This is a genomic window from Hydrogenophaga sp. R2, assembly GCF_049843595.1.
GTDB lineage: Bacteria > Pseudomonadota > Gammaproteobacteria > Burkholderiales > Burkholderiaceae_C > Hydrogenophaga.
Genome location: NZ_JBBHZN010000004.1, coordinates 81,287 through 99,783 on the forward strand (window position 1 = coordinate 81,287; position 18,497 = coordinate 99,783).

The 18,497-nt window shown below is 70.4% G+C and carries 16 protein-coding genes; 8 read left to right on the top strand and 8 right to left on the bottom strand.

The annotated features are described in order from the left end of the window. Positions 1-4: 4 nt before the first annotated feature. Both WD026_RS13800 and WD026_RS13805 read right to left on the bottom strand, forming a co-directional pair. Positions 5-988: an ABC transporter substrate-binding protein gene (locus tag WD026_RS13800; RefSeq protein WP_425724237.1), complete on the bottom strand. Its 984-nt coding sequence runs from the start codon at positions 986-988 to the stop codon at positions 5-7. 106 nt (positions 989-1,094) lie between these two features. After that, the gene (locus tag WD026_RS13805; RefSeq protein ID WP_425724238.1) at positions 1,095-1,991 is read right to left on the bottom strand and encodes a delta(1)-pyrroline-2-carboxylate reductase family protein; all 897 of its coding nucleotides are present in this window, start codon (positions 1,989-1,991) and stop codon (positions 1,095-1,097) included. A gap of 166 nt (positions 1,992-2,157) precedes the next feature. Between WD026_RS13805 and WD026_RS13810 the strand changes: the two genes are divergently transcribed. The 8 genes from WD026_RS13810 to WD026_RS13845 all read left to right on the top strand — a co-directional run bounded on the left by WD026_RS13810 (position 2,158) and on the right by WD026_RS13845 (position 11,397). Beyond that, positions 2,158-3,435, top strand: a complete 1,278-nt coding sequence (locus WD026_RS13810; RefSeq protein WP_425724239.1) for a PQQ-dependent sugar dehydrogenase — start codon at positions 2,158-2,160, stop codon at positions 3,433-3,435. Positions 3,436-3,509: 74 nt separating this feature from the next. Further along, positions 3,510-3,833: a c-type cytochrome gene (locus WD026_RS13815; protein ID WP_425724240.1), complete on the top strand. Its 324-nt coding sequence runs from the start codon at positions 3,510-3,512 to the stop codon at positions 3,831-3,833. Between the two features lie 142 nt (positions 3,834-3,975). Beyond that, a complete protein-coding gene (locus WD026_RS13820) occupies positions 3,976-5,142 on the top strand; it encodes an ABC transporter substrate-binding protein (RefSeq protein ID WP_425724241.1) in 1,167 nt (388 codons plus the stop codon). Between the two features lie 19 nt (positions 5,143-5,161). Continuing rightward, a complete protein-coding gene (locus tag WD026_RS13825) occupies positions 5,162-5,776 on the top strand; it encodes a flavin reductase family protein (protein WP_425724492.1) in 615 nt (204 codons plus the stop codon). A gap of 53 nt (positions 5,777-5,829) precedes the next feature. Beyond that, on the top strand, positions 5,830-6,645 hold the full coding sequence (locus tag WD026_RS13830; protein WP_425724242.1) for a 2OG-Fe(II) oxygenase: 816 nt from the start codon (positions 5,830-5,832) through the stop codon (positions 6,643-6,645). Further along, positions 6,642-7,349, top strand: coding sequence for a response regulator (locus WD026_RS13835; protein ID WP_425724243.1), 708 nt, complete (start codon positions 6,642-6,644; stop codon positions 7,347-7,349). The genes WD026_RS13830 and WD026_RS13835 overlap by 4 nt, the downstream gene beginning before the upstream one ends. Continuing rightward, positions 7,315-9,264 carry an ATP-binding protein gene (locus WD026_RS13840; RefSeq protein ID WP_425724244.1) on the top strand — a complete coding sequence of 650 codons (1,950 nt, stop codon included), beginning with the start codon at positions 7,315-7,317 and terminating at the stop codon, positions 9,262-9,264. The genes WD026_RS13835 and WD026_RS13840 overlap by 35 nt, the downstream gene beginning before the upstream one ends. Positions 9,265-9,390: 126 nt before the next feature. Then, positions 9,391-11,397, top strand: a complete 2,007-nt coding sequence (locus WD026_RS13845) for a PAS domain-containing sensor histidine kinase (RefSeq protein WP_425724245.1) — start codon at positions 9,391-9,393, stop codon at positions 11,395-11,397. 22 nt (positions 11,398-11,419) lie between these two features. On the opposite strand, the gene WD026_RS13850 is transcribed toward WD026_RS13845, so the two are convergent. From WD026_RS13850 to WD026_RS13875, 6 genes are read right to left on the bottom strand one after another with little or no spacing between them, the layout of a single operon-like run. Further along, positions 11,420-11,818: a RidA family protein gene (locus WD026_RS13850; RefSeq protein WP_425724246.1), complete on the bottom strand. Its 399-nt coding sequence runs from the start codon at positions 11,816-11,818 to the stop codon at positions 11,420-11,422. Beyond that, on the bottom strand, positions 11,815-13,482 hold the full coding sequence (locus WD026_RS13855) for an AMP-binding protein (RefSeq protein WP_425724247.1): 1,668 nt from the start codon (positions 13,480-13,482) through the stop codon (positions 11,815-11,817). Before WD026_RS13855 ends, WD026_RS13850 begins: the two co-directional genes overlap by 4 nt. Further along, complete coding sequence (locus tag WD026_RS13860; RefSeq protein WP_425724248.1) at positions 13,479-14,663, bottom strand: acyl-CoA dehydrogenase family protein; 1,185 nt, start codon at positions 14,661-14,663, stop codon at positions 13,479-13,481. Before WD026_RS13860 ends, WD026_RS13855 begins: the two co-directional genes overlap by 4 nt. Further along, entirely contained in the window at positions 14,663-15,514 is an 852-nt protein-coding gene (locus tag WD026_RS13865) for an enoyl-CoA hydratase family protein (protein WP_425724249.1), read from the bottom strand. The genes WD026_RS13860 and WD026_RS13865 overlap by 1 nt, the downstream gene beginning before the upstream one ends. A 2-nt stretch (positions 15,515-15,516) precedes the next feature. Next, positions 15,517-16,038: a MarR family winged helix-turn-helix transcriptional regulator gene (locus tag WD026_RS13870; protein ID WP_425724250.1), complete on the bottom strand. Its 522-nt coding sequence runs from the start codon at positions 16,036-16,038 to the stop codon at positions 15,517-15,519. Next, a complete protein-coding gene (locus tag WD026_RS13875) occupies positions 16,035-18,416 on the bottom strand; it encodes a bifunctional salicylyl-CoA 5-hydroxylase/oxidoreductase (RefSeq protein ID WP_425724251.1) in 2,382 nt (793 codons plus the stop codon). Before WD026_RS13875 ends, WD026_RS13870 begins: the two co-directional genes overlap by 4 nt. Positions 18,417-18,497 lie beyond the last annotated feature (81 nt).

An 18,497-nucleotide genomic window follows, 5' to 3' on the forward strand; every position in this document is an offset into this window, starting at 1 on the left:
GGGCTCACTTCACCATGGACACGGCGCGCGGCTCCAGCTGGCGCAGGGGGCGGGCACGGATCACGTCCAGGTAGTCGGGGGATTCGGTCAGCGCGGACTGACCCGAGCGCATGGCCCAGCGCGACTCGGTCTCCAGCGTGCCGATCAGGCTCTGGTCGAGCCGCAGCCGGAAGTCGAACTCGCGCAGCAGGACGGCCACCCGCTCCACCGGGATGCCCAGCACCCGCGAGGCCAGCGTGTAGGCCTGGGCCGGTTCGTTGCGCATCATGAGGGCCACCTGCTGCAGCCCGCGCAGCACCTTCACCAGCTGGGCATCGCTCAGGCCGGGCCGGGCCACCAGGTTCATGGTGAGGGTGTAGATGGGCGGAATCTCCAGCGCCTTGCCCCGGGGCCCGAGATCGTCCAGGGCCTGTCCGCCAAAGGGGTGGTAAAGACCGGCGGCATCCACCTCGCCCTTGAGCAGGGCGTCGATCGGCCGCACCGGATCGAGCTTGACCAGGGTCACGTCCTGGGGCGTGAGCCCGTGGTAGCTCAGGAAGGTCTCGGTGTAGAAGTGGCTGCTGGTGCCGGCCAGGTAGCCCACCCGCCGGCCCTTGAGGTCGCTGCCCCGCACGATGCCGCGGTCGGCCCGCGCCACCAGCTGGTTGCTGCGGCGCGAGCTGGCCACGGTGGCGATCAGCTCCAGCCTGTGGCCGGCATGCAGGCCCAGCACCAGGCTGGTGTCGGAGACGATGGTCACGTCGGCCTGGCCGGCGACGATGCGGGCGATGCAGTCCTTGCCGTTGATGCAGCCCACCACCTGGACCGGCTGGCCCTCGGCGTCGAAGTAGCCCTCGGCGGCCGCCAGCAGGCCGATGGACATGCTGGGCAGGCCCGCCGACGCCAGCCGCAGCGCTGGTGGCGACGGGGACTCGGCCTGCGCCGTGCCATGAAGCAGGCAGGCCAGCAGGGTCAGGCCCGAAAGGGCGGCTTGGAGGAGGTGTTTCAAGGGCGGCTCGGCATCGCGGAATGCAGCCTGCGTCGGACTGCCTATGCATTATTGGCCCTATGCCCGGCGGCGGGCCTCGGTGTTTTCCGGCATGCGGAGCCGCTTTTCACCCGGCCTGGGCGCAGCGCGCGGCCGCCAGGTCCCAGCCGGCCCAGCCGCAGCTCTTGAAGAACACCGGCCCGGCGGCGGGCCGCCGCACCCGGCCGGCCACCACGTCGGCCAGGGTGGGCAGGGCGGCCACATCGATGCCGGCCTGCAGCAGGTCGCCGGCTTCCAGGTCGGCGTCGCGCGTGTCCACCACCAGCGTTCCGCGCCGGGCCAGGTCGCGGCAGACCTCGGGCGCCCACTCCACCATGCGCGGGGTGAAGGCGCCCACGGCCGCCACGAAGGCGTCGTCGCGCGGCCGCCCGCGCAGGCAGACCGCCTGGGCCGGCGTGCAGCTGACCACCAGCGGGCAGTCGGCCAGGGCGGCGTCGGGGTCGTCCACGCGGGTGGCGGTCAGGCCGCGGTCGCGGGCGTGCTGCACCAGCGCGTCGGCGCTGGCGGCGCTGCGCGATGCCACCAGCACCTCGCTCAGGCCCAGGCCGTCGGCCAAGGCGTCCACATGGGATCGGCCCTGCACGCCGGCACCCACGATCAGCAGGGGGCCGTCGGTGCGGGGCGCCAGCCGTTGCGCGGCCAGCAGGCTCACCGCGGCCGTGCGCCGGGCCGTGACGGTGGGTCCGTCGAGCAGGCCGATGCGGCGGCCGTCGACCGCGTCGAAGACCACGATGTCGCCCTGGATGGCCGGCAGTCCGCGTGCGGCGTTGTCCGGCACGAAGGTGATGAGCTTGGTGATGGCCAGCTGCGCGTCGTGCGCCGGCATCACGAACAGGCTGCCGCCACCGGGCAGCGGCTGCACCAGGCGCGGGGGCACCTGCACCTGCGGGTCCTGCAGCAGGGCGGCCAGTGCAGCGGCCAGTCGGGGGTAGGGCAGGGCTTGTGCGGTGGTTTCGGGGCTCATGGGTGGCAAGTAAGGAATGGATGTAGGGGGCTACCTACGCGTGGTCGCCGCCGTGACGGCAACCTCTGGAAAACCCTTGGTCATCGTACTTGTTGGGGTATTCGACCGCCCCCAGAATGGGCCTCCCGACATCTTTCGGGACAGCCCAACAGAGAAGAGGAGACACATGAAGATCAACCGACTGCTCGCCGCCCTCATGATCGCCGGTGTGGCCACCGGCGCCCTGGCCCAGGCCGGCAAGGACAACCTGTCCACCCTGAAGCAGATGAAGGTGTCCGGCGTGGACCTGAACATCCCGCCCGTGCCGCAGGAAGGCAAGAACGCCGAAGCGATCAAGGCCAACCTCAAGAACATCAAGATGCCCCCGGGCTTCAAGATCGAGCTGTATGCCGTGGTGCCCGATGCCCGCCACATGGCGGTGGCACCCAGCACCAACATGCTGTTCGTGGGCACCCGCAAGACCCGCGTCTGGGCCGTGACCGACCGCAACGGCGACGGCACCGCCGACGAGGTCAAGCCCTTCGCCCCGTCGCTGAACTTCAAGGTGCCCAACGGCGTGTGCTGGACCAAGGACGGCTTCCTGATCGTGGCCGAGCACAACCGCGTGCTCAACTTCCCGGCCGCCGAGTTCTTCTATGAAGGTCCGGACGTGGCCGTGATCGAGGTGGTGCCCCAGGGCGGCCTGATCCCGGTGGAGGAGGAGTCGTTCAACCACGGCGCGCGCACCTGCCGCGTGGCCGACGACGGCACCCTCTACATCACGCTGGGCCAGCCCTACAACGTGCAGCCGGCCGGCAAGGTCGACCTGTACGACAAGATCGGCATCGGCGGCATCGTGCGCATGAACGCCTTCGACGGCTCCAAGCGCGAGGTGTTTGCCCGCGGCATGCGCAACTCGGTGGGCATGGACATCAACCCCAAGGACAAGACGGTGTGGTGGACCGACAACCAGACCGACGGTCTGGGTGACGACGTCCCGCCGGGCGAGCTCAACCGCAGCACCAAGGCCGGTCAGCACTTCGGCTATCCGTACTGGAACGGCAAGTTCAAGGTCGCCGGCACCGCTGCCGCGCCCGACCTCAAGGACATGAAGGAGCCGGCCAACGCGGTGTTCCCGCAGGTCGAGTTCCCGGCCCACCAGGCGCAGCTGGGCATGACCTTCTACAACGGCAAGCAGTTCCCGGCCAAGTACCAGGGCGGCATCTTCGTGGCCTCGCACGGCTCGTGGAACCGCAGCAAGGCCACCGGTGCGCTGATCAACTTCATCCCGCTCAATGCCGACGGCACCGCCGGCAAGTCCGAGGTGTTCGCCGAGGGCTGGCTGGACGCCAACGGCGTCTACAAGGGCCGCCCGGTGGATGTGGCGCCCATGAAGGACGGCTCGCTGCTGATCTCCGACGACTACGTCGGCGCGATCTACCGCGTGACCTACGTGGGCAACTGATCCTGCCCGTCCCGATCGCAGGAGGCCCTCCGGGGCCTTCTGCGTTTCTTCACCCCCACTTCCCGTTCTTCCCCATGCGCCACCTTCCCCTTCTTGCAGCCCTGACCCTGGCGTTCGGTTCGTCGGCCACGGCCCATGCCGCCGACGTCAAGGCCGGTCAGGTCCGCTCGGCCGCCTGTGCGGTGTGCCACGGCCCCCAGGGACTCTCCATGCAGCCGGCGGTGCCGCACCTGGCCGGCCAGCCCGAGATCTACCTGATCGAGCAGCTCAAGGCCTATCGCAGCGGCAAACGCGCCAACGAGGTCATGGGCGTGATCGCCAAGCCCCTGACCGATGCCGAGATCGAGAACCTGGCGGCCTGGTATTCGTCCATCACCCTGCGGGTCGAAATGCCCTGAGCCGGCGGCCGCGGGCCATCGGGCCGATCAGCGGTCGGCAGTGATGAGCAAACGATGACGAACGCATCGGATCGCCCGATAGCATTCGTCATTTACCCTGTCCGGTATTCCATCGAACGTGACCGACCGTACGCCCGCCGCCATGAAATCCCACCCGCTGCCCACCCCCGCCCTGCCGTCCCTGAACCGCCGCCGCTTCACCGCCCTGGTGGCCGGCACCGCCCTCACCGGGGCACCGCTGGTGCAGGCCCAGTCGGGCAACCGCATCGTGCTGGGCCAGTCGGCCGCGCTCACCGGCGCAGCCGCCCAGCTGGGCGTGCAGTTCCACGCCGGTGCCAAGCTGCATTTCGATGCCCTCAATGCCGCCGGTGGCGTCAACGGGCAGCGCATCGAGATCGTCAACCTGGACGACGGCTACGAGCCCGACCGCTGCGCCGAGAACACCCGCAAGCTGCTCAAGGACGACGTGTTCGCGCTGTTCGGCTACATCGGCACCCCCACCAGCCTGGCCGCGTTGCCGCTGGCCATCCAGGCCAACACCCCGTTCATTGCGCCCTTCACCGGTGCCATGGGCCTGCGCCAGCCCTTCAACAAGCTGGTGTTCCACCTGCGCGCGTCCTACAACGACGAGACGGCGCTCATCGTGCGCCAGCTCACCAACCTGGGTCTGAACAAGATCGCGGTGTTCCACCAGAACGACAGCTACGGCAAGGCCGGCCTGGACGGTGTGACCGCCGCCCTGGCCTCGCGCAACCTCAAGCCGGTGGCCACCGCCACGGTGGAGCGCAACTCGGTGGACGTGGCCCAGGCCGTGGCCACCATCAATGCGGCCAAGCCCGACGCGGTGGTGCAGATCAGCGCCTACAAGTCGTGCGCGGCCTACATCCGTGCGGCCAAGGCGGCCGGCTACGGCGGCACCTTCTACAACGTGTCCTTCGTGGGCACCCAGGCCCTGGCCGACGAGCTGGGCAAGGACGGTGCGGGGGTGGTGGTGTCCCAGGTGGTGCCCAACCCCTTCACCACCACCCGGCCCATCACCCGCGAGTTCCTCGACGTGATTGCCAAGGGCGGCAACAAGGTGCAGCCCAACTTCTCCAGCATGGAGGGCTACATGGCTGCCCGCATGGTGACCGAGGGCCTCAAGCGCTCCGGCGGCCGCGTCACACGCGACAGCCTCATCAGCGGCCTGGAGGCCATCGGCGACATGTCCATGGGCGGCTTCAACCTGTCGCTGTCTTCCAGCGACCATGTGGCCTCCAGCTTCGCCGAGCTGTCCATGCTGACCGGCGACGGCAAGGTCCGCACCTGACATGACAGCGCCCGAGGGCCTGCCGGCCCATGCCCGGGCGGTGCCGGCCGATCGCATCCATCGCCTGCTCAACCACGGACCCACCGTGCTGGTGGGGGCCCACCACGGCGGCCAGACCAATGCCATGGCGGCGGCCTGGGCCTGCGCGCTGGACTTCACCCCGCCCAAGCTCACCGTGGTGCTGGACAAGGCCACCTGCACCCGCGCGCTGATCGAGGCCGAGGGCGGGCAGGGCCGCTTCACCGTGGCCCTGCCGTGCGTGGCGCAGGCTGCGCTGGTCACCGCACTGGGCACCACCAGCGCGGTGGAGGTGCCCGACAAGATGGAGCGGCTGCAGAGCGAGGCGGGCCTGCGCTGGCAGTCGGTGCCCGGGCACGCCGGCCTGCCCCTGATCGAGGGCTGCGTGGCCTGGCTGGTGTGCCGTGTGCTGCCGCAGCCCGCCCTGCAGCAGGCGCACGACCTGTTCCTGGCCGAGGTCGAACAGGCCTGGGCCGACGAGCGCGTGTTCCATGGCGGGCGTTGGCATTTCGAGACGGCCGATCCGGCCCTGCGCACCCTGCACCATGTGGCCGGCGGTCACTACTACGCCATCGGCGAGCCGGTCGTGTCCCCCGACCGGGGCACAAGGGCCTGAACGGCCGGGGGATGCCGCTGTGGAGCGGTGAACTCCTGAGGTAACCTCGGCGCATGAGCGACATACCCCAACCCGTAGCGCTGCCGCATGCCCTGCAGACCGGCTGGCCGGACGTGCGGGCGGTGGCCTTGCTGCCTGGCTCGCTGCCCATGGGCGGCGTGGTGCCCGACACCCCGGTGCATGCCTTCGCACACACGCCGGACCTGCTGCGCCTGGACACCCGGGCGGCGCTGAACCCGCAGCGCCGCGACATCGATCTGGACGGTCTGCTGGCCTTCGAGATCAGCGATGTCATCTCCCCGGCCGAGGCCGATGCCCTGGTGGCAGCGTCGGAGCACATGGGTTTTCGGCCCGAGGCGCCGGGCATCGCCACGCCGCCGGGCATGCGCATGAACAAGTCGGTGCACTGGCTGGCCGATGCCGCGCTGCTCGGCCCGGTGATGGACCGCATCGCCCACCTGCTGCCTCCCCGCATCGATGGCCGTGCGCTGTTCCCGCAGTTCAGCCACCGGCTCAACATGTACCGCTACGACGACAACGATGTCTTCAACCGCCACACCGACGGCGACTGGCCGGGCTACAGCCTGGACCCGCAGCGCCGCACCATGCTGGAGTGGCGTGGACTGCGCTCGGCGCTCACCATGGTGCTCTACCTCAATGGCCCGCAGGACGGCGTGCAGGGCGGTCAGACCCGGCTGTTCACCCGCCAGGGGCGCGCGGTGGACGTGACGCCGGCCAAGGGCTCGGCGCTGTTCTTCCGCCACGGGTTCGGCCCGGCGTCGGTGGTGCACGAAGGGTGCCGCGTGAGCGGTCCGGTGCCCAAGTACGTGGCCCGCATCAATGTGATGTATCAGGAGGAATCTGCATGAACGCCGATGTGCTCGCCAGCGAGCCGCCCGTGGCCACCGCTCCCATCCGGGTGGGCATCGTCGAGGACGATCTGCGCGTCAACCAGGCCCTGGGCGCGGCGGTGAACATGGCCGCCGACATGCAGCTGGCCTGGTCGGAGACCACCCGTGCCGCGGCGCTGGCCGCGCTGGTGCGCTCGCCGGTGGATGTGCTGCTGGTCGACCTGGGCCTGCCCGACGGTTCGGGCATCGACGTGATCCGCGAAGCCCACGAGCGCCTGCCGCGCTGCGACGTGATGGTCTGCACCATCTTCGGCGACGAGGCCCATGTGCTGCAGTCCATCGAGGCCGGCGCCCACGGCTACCTGCTCAAGGACAGCCCGTCGGGCACCATCGCCGAAGAGATCCGCCTGCTGCGCGCCGGCGGCAGCCCGATCAGCCCGCTGATCGCCCGCCTGGTGCTGGGCCGCCTGCGCCCGGCGCTGCCGGCGGCGGGGCCTGCCGAGCCGCACGACGGCAAGCCGGGCGTGAGCATGTCGCGGCGCGAGACCGAGGTGCTCGAACTCATCACCAAGGGCTTCACCTACGAGGAAATCGCCCGCAAGCTGGGCGTGACCCGCCACACGGTGCAGACCTTCGTGCGGCGCATCTACGCCAAGCTGGAAGTGGGCTCCAAGATCGAGGCGATCAATGCCGCTCGCCAGCAGGGCCTGCTCGGGCCCTGAGCGCGGGCCCCGCCGGCCCTGGCTGGCGGCCTGCCTGCTGCTGTGGCTGCTGACCCTGGCGGCCGTGCCGGCCTGGGCCGGGCATGCGGCCATCCACCAGCACCGGGCCTGGCTGCTGGAGCAGGCCGGTGGCGACATGGAGGCCCCGCCGGCCGCCACCGTCGACCCCCGGACCCTGGGTCCGGCCTGGCGCGAAGTCGCGCTGCCCTTCATGGCGCCGCGCCCGCTGGACATCGATCCGCTGTCGGCGGGAGGCACCATCACCCGCTGGTTCAGAGTCGACCTGCCGGCCGGGCTGGAGGGCGAGGAAGTGCTGTACCTGCCGCGCTGGCAGACCATCGGGCGCATCACCATCTATGCCGATGGCCGGCTGGTCTACCACTCGCGGGGCGGGCCGGTGTGGAACGGCTTCAACCTGCCGCTGTGGCTGCCGCTCAACATCACCCAGGACGAACCGCCCCCGCAGCAGATCCTGGTGCGGCTGGTCAGCCCGGTGGACGCCGGAGCGGGCCTCTCGAGCCTGTGGGTGGGGCCCCGCGATGAGCTCATCTGGCAGCACCGCCTGCGCGAGGCCCTGCAGGCCAACATCCCGTTCATGGCCAGTGCGGCGTTCCTCGCCATCGGCCTGTTCTCGCTGGCGGTGTGGAGCCGGCGCCGGTCCGAGACCGCCTACCTGCTGTTCTTCGTGTCGTCGGCGCTGTTCTTCCTGCGCTGCATCCACTACTACAGCGGTGACCGCCGACCCCTGATGCCGGAGGACTGGTTCGGCTGGATCACCGTCAACAGCCTGGGCTGGCTGCTGGTGAGCGTGTACTTCTTCACCTTCCGGCTGCACCCGATGCGTTATGTGTGGCTGGAGCGCGGCGTGCTGGCCATCATGGGGCTCACCACCCTGGTCACGCTGCCACCGCTGCACTGGCTGGCCCCCGTGGCCGACCTGGCCCCGGCGGCCTACCTGCTGCAGCTGGTGGTGATGGTGGTGGTGACCGTGGTGGCGCTGTGGGCCGCCCGGCGCAGCGGCAACCGCGCTGCGCTGGTCATGGCGGGCTGGAACGTCACCAACATTCCCATCGGCGTGCACGACTGGATGCTGCAGAACATGCTCATCAGCGTGGAGAGCCTGTACCTGCTGCCCTACACCGGCATGGGGCTGTTCGTGCTGTTCATGAGCGTGGTGTTCCAGCGCTATGTGGGTGCGGTCACCGAGGCCGAGCAGGCGCGCCAGCAGCTGCAGCAGCGGCTGTTGCAGCGCGAGCAGGAACTCTCGCTGAGCTACCAGAAGCTGCGCAGCGCCGAGCAGGTGCAGATGCTGGCCCAGGAGCGCCAGCGCCTGATGCAGGACATGCACGACGGGCTGGGCTCATCGCTGATGAGTGCGCTGCACGCGGTCGAGTCGGGGCAGATGTCGGAGGCCGAGGTGGCCCAGGTGCTGCGCGAGTGCATCGACGACATGAAGCTGGCCATCGACTCGCTGGAGCCGGTGCAGACCGATCTGCTGCTGCTGCTGGCCACGCTGCGTTTCCGGCTGGCGCCGCGCCTGCAGGGCAGCGGGCTCACGCTGGACTGGGCGGTGGACGATGTGCCGCGCCTGCAATGGCTGGAGCCCCGCAGCGCGCTGCACATCCTGCGCATCTTCCAGGAGGTGCTCACCAACATCATCAAGCACGCCCGGGCCACGCGCATCACGGTGCGGACCGCGCACGACGACACCCACGTCACCGTGACGGTGGAGGACAACGGCGTGGGCTTCGACATGCCGGCCCCCGTGACCGATGTCACATCGCCGCCGCGCGGCAAGGGCCTGGGCAACCTGCTGCGGCGCACCGCGCAGCTGCAGGGAGAGGCCCGCTGGGAGCGGTTGCCGCAGGGCACGCGCTTCTCCTTGCGCCTGCCGCTGCAGCGGCAGCCGGGTTGATGTCCCCTGCTCTGGGGACTGCAGAGCGCCTTCGCGTTGCCGATATGCAGACAGAGGTGGCACGTCTGCCGCCACCGTCCTATATTGCCCCGACCCGAGTCCGCCACGACCGACCCGCTGCGCCCCATGAGTCCGTCAACCGCCCCTGTTTCCGATCCGGCCTTCGAGCACGCGCCTTGTGCCTTGATCGAGCTCGACCCCGCCGGTCTCGTGCGCCGAGCCAACCGTGCCGGCCGCCAGCTGCTGGCCTGGTCCGACGATGACGCCCTGAGCGGCCGGCCCCTGTCGGTGCTGCTGCGGCTGGAAGGCTCGCCCGGCGAGTCGCTGCTGCCGTCGCACCTGGCGCTGGTCAGGCCCGCCGCCGCCGTGCCGCCGCTGGAGTTGCGGGTGCGGCTGCCTTCCGGCGAGATCCATGTGCTGCAGCTCTCGCTCAGCGCAGTGCCCGATGCCGCGGGCCAGGTGCAGCACCTGCTGTGCTGGCTGCTCGATGTGGGTGAACGCCGGGTGCTGGAGCAGCGGCTGGCGGCGCAGGTGGAGTTCCTGAGCACCCTGACCGACCGCACCCCCTCGCGCCTGACCTACTTCGACCGCGACCTGATCTGCCGCTTCGCCAACCGCGCCCAGGCCGACCGCCACGGCCGCACGCCGCAGCAGATGGTGGGTGCCCACCTGAGCGAGCTGATCCCGCCGGCACAGCTGCCGCGTGTGATGGCCCGTGTGACGCGTGCACTGGCCGGCGAGGCCCAGACCTTCGAGGCCGACGGCACCGCCGCCGACGGACAGCCCAGCTACCACGAGGTGCACTACGTGCCCGACGTGCAGCAGGGCGAGGTGGTGGGCATCTTCATGGAGCTCAACGACATCACCGAGCGCCGCCGCACCGAAGACATCGTGCTGAGTGCCAACCTGGAGCTCGAAGAGCGGGTGCAGCAGCGCACCGCCGAGCTGCATGCCAGTGAACAGCGCTTCCGCCTCATGGTGGACGCGGTGCGCGACAGCTGCATCTACTTTGTCGATGCCGAAGGCTTCATCGTGGAGTGGAGCGAGAGCGCGCAGCGCCTGCACGGCTTCGACCGGGTGCAGGTGCTGGGCCGCCCGCTGGCCATGCTGCTGCCGCCCGACGACGGCGTCGACCTGGCCCTGGAGCCGGAACAGCCCGACCTGCTGGTGCACCAGGCGGTGGACCATGGCCATGCCGACACCCAGGGCTGGCGCCTGCGGGCCGACGGTTCGCGCTTCTTTGCGCATGTGAGCCTGACCGCGCTGCGCAACCCGGCCGGCGAGCTGCAGGGCATCTCGGTCATCGAGCGCGACATGACGGCGGCCAAGCAGCTGGAGGACGTGATGAACGACCTCAACAAGGAACTGGAGCGGCGCGTGGAAGAACGCACCCGCCAGCTGGTGGCCGCCAACAAGGACCTGGACGTGTTCTCGCACACCATCTCGCACGACCTGCGGGCCCCGCTGCGCCACATCGGCAGCTTTGCCGGCCTGATCCGCGAGCAGCTGGGCGAGCAGGGCGATGCCCAGCTGCTGCAGTACGAGAGCGCCATCTCGCGCTCGGCCCGGCGCATGGCCGGCATGGTCGAGGGGCTGCTGGAGTACGCACGCCTCGGTCGCATCACGGTGGAGTACCAGCCGGTGCCGCTGCTGCCCCTGGTGCAGGGCGTGGTGGCGCACCTCAAGGCCGAGCACCCGCTGCGCGACGTGGCGTGGGACATCGAGTCCGACCTGCCGGTGGCCCGGGGCGACCCCATGATGCTGGCCCAGCTCTTTGCCTACCTGCTGGAGAACGCGGTCAAGTTCACCGGCCGCACCGAGCACGCCCGCATCGAGATCGGCTGGACGGTGAGCGAGCAGGGCGTGCGCACCTTCCATGTGCGCGACAACGGCGTGGGCTTCGACCTGCAGAAGGCCGCCAACCTGTTCGTCATGTTCCAGCGCCAGCACCACTCCATGGACTACGACGGCCTGGGTACCGGCCTGGCGCTGGCGCAGCGCATCGTGGAGCGCCACGGTGGCCGCATCTGGTGCGAGACGGCGGTGGGCCAGGGCTGCAGCTTCCTGTTCACCCTGCCCTTCGAGGGCGAGGAAGCCGGCGACAGCCGCTTCGGCGCGGTCGACGACCTCTGAGCCCGCGCCGGGTCCGGCGGCTTCAGGCAGGGTCCGGCAGCACGGCCGTGACCTCGATCTCCACCTTGGCGCGCTCTTCCACCAGCGCGCTCACCTCCACGCAGGTCATGGCCGGGAAGTGCTTGCCCATGACGCTGCGGTAGGCCTCGCCCAGTTCACGCAGGCGGGCGTTGTATTCCACCCGGTCGACGATGTACCAGGTCATGCGCACCATGTGCTGCGGGCCGGCACCGGCGCAGGCCAGCACGTCGTGCACGTTCTGCAGCGCCTGCCGCGTCTGGTGGATGAAGTCGTCGCTCTCGAACTGCTGCTGCGCGTTCCAGCCGATCTGTCCGCCCACGAACACCAGCGTGCCGCGTGCGGCGATGCCGTTGGCATAGCCCTTGGGGGTGGCCCATCCGGGCGGTTGCAGGTGTTTCATGGGGCGGCTTTCGATGGATCGGTGCGGGATGGGGCGGTGGCCAGCTGGCGCAGAGCAAAACGCTGCAGCTTGCCGGTGCCGGTGCGCGGCAGCCGGTCGGTGAAGACCACGCGGCGCGGGTACTTGTAGGGGGCCAGGCTGTGCTTCACATGGTCCTGCAGGGCCTTGACCAGGGCGGCATCACCGGTGTGGCCCGGCTGCAGCACCACGAAGGCCAGCACGATCTGGCCCCGCTCCTCGTCGGGCTGGCCCACCACGCCGCACTCGGCCACGGCCGGGTGCTGCAGCAGGGCGGCTTCCACCTCGGGGCCGGCCACGTTGTAGCCGGCGGTGATGATCATGTCGTCGGTGCGGGCCTGGTAGAAGAAGTAGCCGTCGGCATCGCGCACGAAGGCGTCGCCGGGGAAGTTCCAGCCGTCCTGCACGTACTGGCCCTGGCGGGCGTCGTCCAGGTAACGGCAGCCGGTGGGGCCCACCACCGCCAGCCGGCCCACCTGGCCATCGGGCAGTTCGCGGCCCTGCTCGTCCACGATGCGCGCCGTGTAGCCCGGCACCACCCGGCCCACCGCGCCGCGCCGCACCTCGTGCGGGGCCGAGGAGATGAAGATGTGGAACATCTCGGTGGCACCGATGCCGTCCAGCATCTCCAGGCCGGTGGCTTCCTTCCAGAGCTGGCGGGTGGCATCGGGCAGGCCTTCGCCGGCACTCACGCTGATGCGCAGCCGGCCGATGCCCAGTGCCTTGGCCAACGGCGCCATCTGCCGGTAGAAGGTGGGGGCGGTGTAGCAGATGGTGGCGCCCTGCTGGACCATGAGCCTGACCATGGCCTCGGGCGTGTAGCCGATGGCGGGAAAGTACACCGAGCAGCCGGCCCACATGGGAAAGATCAGCAGCCCGCCCAGGCCGAAGGTGAAGGCCAGCGGCGGCGAGCCCATGACCACATCGTCCGGCGTGGCGCGCAGCACATGGCGCGGCCAGCATTCGCAGGCGGCCAGCACCTCGCGGTGGGTGTGCACCGCCGCCTTGGGCGTGCCGGTGGTGCCGGAGGTGAAGGCCAGCAGGGCCACGTCGTCGCCGTGGGTGGGGCAGGGGGCGGCGCGCTGCGTCTGCCGTGCCGCCATCGCTTCCAGGCCATCGGTGTCCGGGGTGTTGAAGCGCAGCATGGGCAGCGTGCCGCGCACCGGCTCCAGCTCGGCCACCAGCGCGGCGTCGCACAGCAGCAGCGCGGGCTGCGCCTTGTCGATGATGGCGCCCAGCTCCTGCGCGCGCAGCAGCGGCATGGTGGCCACTGCCACCAGACCGGCATGCACCACGGCCAGCCAGGCCAGCGCCATGGCCACCGAGTTGCCGCCGCGCAGCAGCACCCGTTGTCCTGGCACCAGACCATGCGCCTGCACCAGCGCCGCCGCCAGGCGCTGCACCTCGTCCTGCGCCTGGGCGTAGGTCAGGGTGCGCGCATCGCTGCGCAGGAAGGGGCGGTCGGCATGGCCGTTGGCACGGGCCCGGTCGAACAGCGCGGCCACCAGATTCACCTGCGAAGGCAGGGCCTGCAGCTCGGGCGTGTCGTGGCGCATCTGCGGCCACGCATCGCGGGGTGGCAGGCGGTCGTGCACGAAGCGGTCGACCTGAGCCGAGGTCGTGGCGGGGGAGTGGGCGGAGTTCATCGCAGCGCCGCCTTTCCCAGGATGAGCAGTTGCACCTCGCTCGCGCCTTCGTAGATGCGCAGCGAGCGGATGTCGCGGTAGAGGTGCTCCACCGGGTTGCCCACTTCCACGCCGCGCCCGCCGAACATCTGCAGCGCCATGTCGATCACCTGCTGCGCGTTCTCGGTGGCGGTCAGCTTGGCCGAGGCGGCCGCCGCCGTGTAGGCCGGCGTGCCGGCACCCCGGGTGGCGCTGCAGTCGCGCTGCCACGCCGCGCGGCAGGTAAGGAGGGTGGCGGCGTCCAGCAGGGCGCTCATCTCGCCCAGCTTCACCTGTGTGAGCTGGAAGTCGGCCAGCGTCTGGCCGAACATGCGGCGGGTCTTGGCATGGGCCACGGCCTCGGCCATGGCGCGGCGGGCCATGCCCAGGGCGGCAGCGGCCACCGAGGGGCGGAAGATGTCGAGCGTCTGCATGGCCAGCTTGAAGCCACCGTCCACCTCGCCCAGCAGGGCATCGCCGGGCAGCTGGCAGCCATCGAACCGCAGCGTGGCCAGCGGGTGCGGGGCCATCACATGGATGTGTTCGCTGGCGTCCAGGCCGGGCCGGTCGGCATCGACGATGAAGGCGCTGATGCCGCGCGCCCCGCCATCGGCCCGGGTGCGGGCGAAGGTGACATAGAAGTCGGCCATGCCGCCGTTGCTGATCCAGGTCTTGGCGCCATCGAGCTGCCAGGCACCGGCGCGCGCGGTGGCGCGGGTGCCCATGGCCGCCACATCCGACCCGGCCTCGGGCTCGCTCAGGGCAAAGGCGGCAATCTTGTGGCCCCGCGCCACGGCGCCCAGGTAGGCCGCCTGCTGCGCCGGCGTGCCGGCCAGCGTGATGGCGCCGCTGCCCAGCCCCTGCATGGCGAAGGCAAAGTCGGCCAGCGGCGAATGGAAGGCCAGGGTCTCGCGCAGGATGACCAGGGCGCGCGAATCGAGCCTGGCCAGCGCGCCGCCGTGCGCGGCCGGTACGCAATAACGCAGCCAGCCGGCCTCGCCCAGACGGCGCACCCATTCGCGGCAGGCGGCGCGGTCGTCGCTCTCGTCCACCTGCTGGGCGGCGGCCCAGTCCTGCAGCTCGGCGGCCAGGGTGCGGTGGTGGTCCTCGAAGAAGGGCAGGTCGAGGTGGTCCCGGGCGGGGCTGAGTGGGGTCGTGCTCATCAGTCGCCCTCGAAGACCGGACGCTGCTTGGCGGCAAACGCCTCGTAGGCGCGGCGGAAGTCCTGCGTCTGCATGCAGATGGCCTGGGCCTGGGCCTCGGCCTCGATGGCCTGGTCCAGCGTCATGGCCCATTCCTGGTGCAGCATGGTCTTGGTCATGCCGTGGGCGAAGGTGGGGCCCTGCGCCAGCGAGGCGGCCAGCTTCTGCGCAGCGGCCAGCAGGTTCTCGCTGTCGTGCAGGGCATTGAAGAAGCCCCAGGCGTGGCCTTCCTGCGCGGTCATGCTGCGGCCGGTCAGCAGCAGCTCGCTGGCGCGGCCCTGGCCGATCATGCGCGGCAGCAGGGCGCAGGCGCCCATGTCGGCACCGGCCAGGCCCACGCGGGTGAACAGGAAGGCGGTGCTGGTGGTGGGCGTGCCCAGGCGCAGGTCGCTGGCCAGGGCCATCATGGCGCCCGCCCCGGCGCACACGCCGTCGATGGCGGCCACCACCGGCTGCGGGCAGGCCCGCATGGCCGCCACCAGGGCACCGGTCATGCGCGTGAAGGCCAGCAGCTCGGGCATGGTCATGCGGGTGAGCGGGCCGATGATCTCGTGCACGTCGCCGCCCGAGCAGAAGTTGCCGCCGGCCCCGGTGAGCACCACGGCGCGCACGTCGGTGGACTTCTGCAGCGCGAGGAACCAGTCGCGCAGCTCGGCGTACGAGTCGAAGGTGAGCGGGTTCTTGCGCTCGGGCCGGTTCAGCGTGAGGGTGGCCACGCCGTCCTGCACGCTCAGGGCAAAGTGCTGCGGCTGCGCCGGTGCCGGGCCGTACTGGCCGCGCATGGGGTTGTGGTCGGGGATGGGGTGCTTCATGGTCATTCCAGTTCGTCGGCCTGCAGCCGGCGGTTGATGTCGAGCTGGCTCTGCTTGAGCCGGCCCAGCAGGCGGTGCAGCTGGTCCACGTCGCGGGCGGACAGGTCGGCAAAGGCCTCCACGATCCACTGCTCGTGCTGCTCGGCCATGGCGGCAAAGGCGGCCTGGCCCTCGGGCGTGAGGCGCACGCGGAAGGCGCGCCGGTCGCCGTCCACGCCCACGCGTTCCACCAGGCCCTCGGCCACCAGCTGGTCGGTGATGCCGGTGACGTTGCCGCCGGTGACCATGAGCCGGTGCGACAGCTCCTTCATCTTCAGGCCCTCGGGGTGGCGTTCGAGCTGGGCCATGAGGTCGAAGCGCGGCAGGGTGGTGTCGAACTGTTCGCGCAGGCCGGCGCGCACCCGTTTCTCGATCAGCTGCGAGCAGGCCAGCAGGCGCAGCCACAACCGCAGTTCGCGGGCGTGCTCGCTGTGGGCGCGGGCTTCGAGGTCGAGCACGGCGGGTTCGGGGCGTGCGGCGCTCACGCGGCCTCCTCGGGCGGCACCGCCGGGGCACCGGCCAGGGATTGCTGGCGGGCCACCTCGCGGTAGAGCTGGTCGCGCCCGCTCTCGTAGGGGCGCGGCCAGGTGATGGCGCGGGTCTGCAGCTTCGCGGCCTCGTGCAGCGTCCAGGCCGGGTCGGCCAGGTGCGGGCGTGCCACGGCGCACAGGTCGGCGCGGCCGGCGGCAATGATGCTGTTGGCATGGTCGGCCTCGCTGATGGCGCCCACCGCCATGGTCAGGATGCCGGCCTCGTTGCGCACCCGGTCGGCAAACGGCGTCTGGTACATGCGGCCGTACACCGGCTTGGCCGCGCGGGTGGTCTGGCCGGAGGACACGTCGATCACGTCGCAGCCGGCGGCCTTGAACAGCCGCGCCATGGCCACCGCGTCGTCGGGCGTGTTGCCGCCGGGCGCCCAGTCGTGGGCCGAGATGCGCACGCTCATGGGCAGGTGGGCCGGCCACGCGGCGCGCATGGCGGCAAACACCTCCAGCGGCCAGCGGCAGCGGTTCTCCAGCGAGCCGCCGTACTCGTCGGTGCGCTGGTTGGTGAGCGGGCAGATGAAGGCCGAGAGCAGGTAGCCGTGGGCGCAGTGCAGCTCCAGCCAGTCGAAGCCGGCCTCGGCGGCGCGGTGGGTGGCGGCCACGAAGGCGGCGGTGAGCTGGTCCATGTCTGCCCGGGTCAGGGCGCGCGGGGTCTGGTTCTGTTCGCCATAGGGCACGGCGCTGGCCGAGAGCAGCGGCCAGTTGCCTTGCGCCAGCGGCTCGTCGGTGCCTTCCCAGCCCACGCGGGTGGAACCCTTGGGGCCGCTGTGGCCGATCTGGATGCCGATGTGCGTCTGCCCATGGGTGTGGGCAAAGTCCACCACGCGCTTCAAGGCATCGCGCTGCGCGTCGTTCCACAGGCCGGGGCAGCCGGGGGTGATGCGGCCTTCGGGCGTGGGGCTGGTCATCTCCACCATCACCAGGCCGGCACCGCCGGTGGCGCGGGCACCCAGGTGCACCAGGTGCCAGTCGCCCACCACGCCGTCCTGGGCCATGTACTGCGCCATGGGCGAGACCACGATGCGGTTCTTCAGCGTCACACCCCGCACCGTGAGCGGCAGCAGCATGGGTGGCGTGGGGCGCGAGCGTGGCTTGTCGTGCGGCTTGACCTTCTGTTCCAGGTAACGCTCGTAGCCCTCCAGCCAGGCGGCGTCGCGCAGGCGCAGGTTCTCGTGGCTGATGCGCTGGCTGCGGGTGAGCAGCGAATAGGCGAACTGCTCGATCTCCATGCCGGTGTAGCGGTCCACATGCTCGAACCATTCGGTGGAGTTGCGCGCGGCGTTCTGGATCTTGAGCACCTCCACGCTGCGCCGCGCCTGGTAGGCCTGCAGGGCGGTGGCCAGGTCGCGCCCGGCCTCGGTGTCGAAGGTGTCGGCCAGGTCGATGGCGTCTTCCAGCGCCAGCTTGGTGCCGCTGCCGATCGAGAAGTGGGCGGTGTGGGCGGCGTCGCCCATGAGCACGATGGGGGCCTGCACGCCCTCGCTGTGGATCCAGTTCCCACATATGACGCGGGGGAAGCGGATCCAGATGGCCGAGCCCCGCAGGTGCGAGGCATTGCTCAGCAGCGCATGGCCGTCCAGGTGGCGGGCGAACAGCTGCTGGCAGAAGGCAATCGCCTCGGCCTGCTCCATGCGGTCCAGTCCGTGGGCCTTCCAGACCGCTTCCGGCGTCTCGACGATGAAGGTGGAGGTGTCGGCGTCGAACTTGTAGGCATGGGCCTGGAACCAGCCGTGCTCGGTTTCTTCGAAGGCGAAGGTGAAGGCGTCGAAGGTCTTTTTGGTGCCCAGCCACACGAAGCGGCACTGGCGGGTGTCGATGTCGGGCTGGAAGGTGTCGGCGTAGCGGGTGCGGATGCGGCTGTTCAGGCCGTCGCTGGCGATCACCAGGTCGGCCCGGTACTGGGCGGCCAGGGCCTGGTCGTCGGTCACGTCGGTCTCGAACACCAGGTTCACGCCGAGCGCCAGACAGCGGTCCTGCAGGATGTTGAGCAGCCGCTTGCGGCCGATGCCGCAGAAGCCATGGCCGCCGCTGCGCACGCTGCGGCCCTTGAAGAACACCTCGATGTCGTCCCAGTGGTTGAAGGCGTCGCCGATCAGCTGGGCGCTCTCGGGGTCGGCGCGCTTCAGGTTGGCCAGGGTGGCGTCCGAGAACACCACGCCCCAGCCGAAGGTGTCGAACGGCCGGTTGCGTTCCACCACCGTGACCTCCAGCGCCGGGTGGCGGCGTTTCATGAGCAGCGCGAAGTACAGGCCGGCGGGGCCGCCGCCGATGCACAGGATGCGCTGCAGTCCGGCCGGGGAGGGGGTGCGGGTGTTCATGGTCATTTAGTTTAGACCTGAATAATTCAGATCCAATCGGGTATTCCCTGATGCCGTCCGGTGTCAGAATCCCGGTCTGGA

What these genes read in the sequence shown, in the direction of transcription:
- WD026_RS13815 (WP_425724240.1), top strand. Translation starts at nt 3,510, where the DNA reads ATGCGCCACCTTCCCCTTCTTGCAGCCCTGACCCTGGCGTTCGGTTCG.
- WD026_RS13820 (WP_425724241.1), top strand. Translation starts at nt 3,976, where the DNA reads ATGAAATCCCACCCGCTGCCCACCCCCGCCCTGCCGTCCCTGAACCGC.
- WD026_RS13855 (WP_425724247.1), bottom strand. Translation starts at nt 13,482, where the DNA reads ATGAACTCCGCCCACTCCCCCGCCACGACCTCGGCTCAGGTCGACCGC.
- WD026_RS13875 (WP_425724251.1), bottom strand. Translation starts at nt 18,416, where the DNA reads ATGAACACCCGCACCCCCTCCCCGGCCGGACTGCAGCGCATCCTGTGC.
- WD026_RS13835 (WP_425724243.1), top strand. Translation starts at nt 6,642, where the DNA reads ATGAACGCCGATGTGCTCGCCAGCGAGCCGCCCGTGGCCACCGCTCCC.
- WD026_RS13850 (WP_425724246.1), bottom strand. Translation starts at nt 11,818, where the DNA reads ATGAAACACCTGCAACCGCCCGGATGGGCCACCCCCAAGGGCTATGCC.
- WD026_RS13830 (WP_425724242.1), top strand. Translation starts at nt 5,830, where the DNA reads ATGAGCGACATACCCCAACCCGTAGCGCTGCCGCATGCCCTGCAGACC.
- WD026_RS13845 (WP_425724245.1), top strand. Translation starts at nt 9,391, where the DNA reads ATGAGTCCGTCAACCGCCCCTGTTTCCGATCCGGCCTTCGAGCACGCG.
- WD026_RS13805 (WP_425724238.1), bottom strand. Translation starts at nt 1,991, where the DNA reads ATGAGCCCCGAAACCACCGCACAAGCCCTGCCCTACCCCCGACTGGCC.
- WD026_RS13840 (WP_425724244.1), top strand. Translation starts at nt 7,315, where the DNA reads ATGCCGCTCGCCAGCAGGGCCTGCTCGGGCCCTGAGCGCGGGCCCCGC.
- WD026_RS13865 (WP_425724249.1), bottom strand. Translation starts at nt 15,514, where the DNA reads ATGAAGCACCCCATCCCCGACCACAACCCCATGCGCGGCCAGTACGGC.
- WD026_RS13810 (WP_425724239.1), top strand. Translation starts at nt 2,158, where the DNA reads ATGAAGATCAACCGACTGCTCGCCGCCCTCATGATCGCCGGTGTGGCC.
- WD026_RS13860 (WP_425724248.1), bottom strand. Translation starts at nt 14,663, where the DNA reads ATGAGCACGACCCCACTCAGCCCCGCCCGGGACCACCTCGACCTGCCC.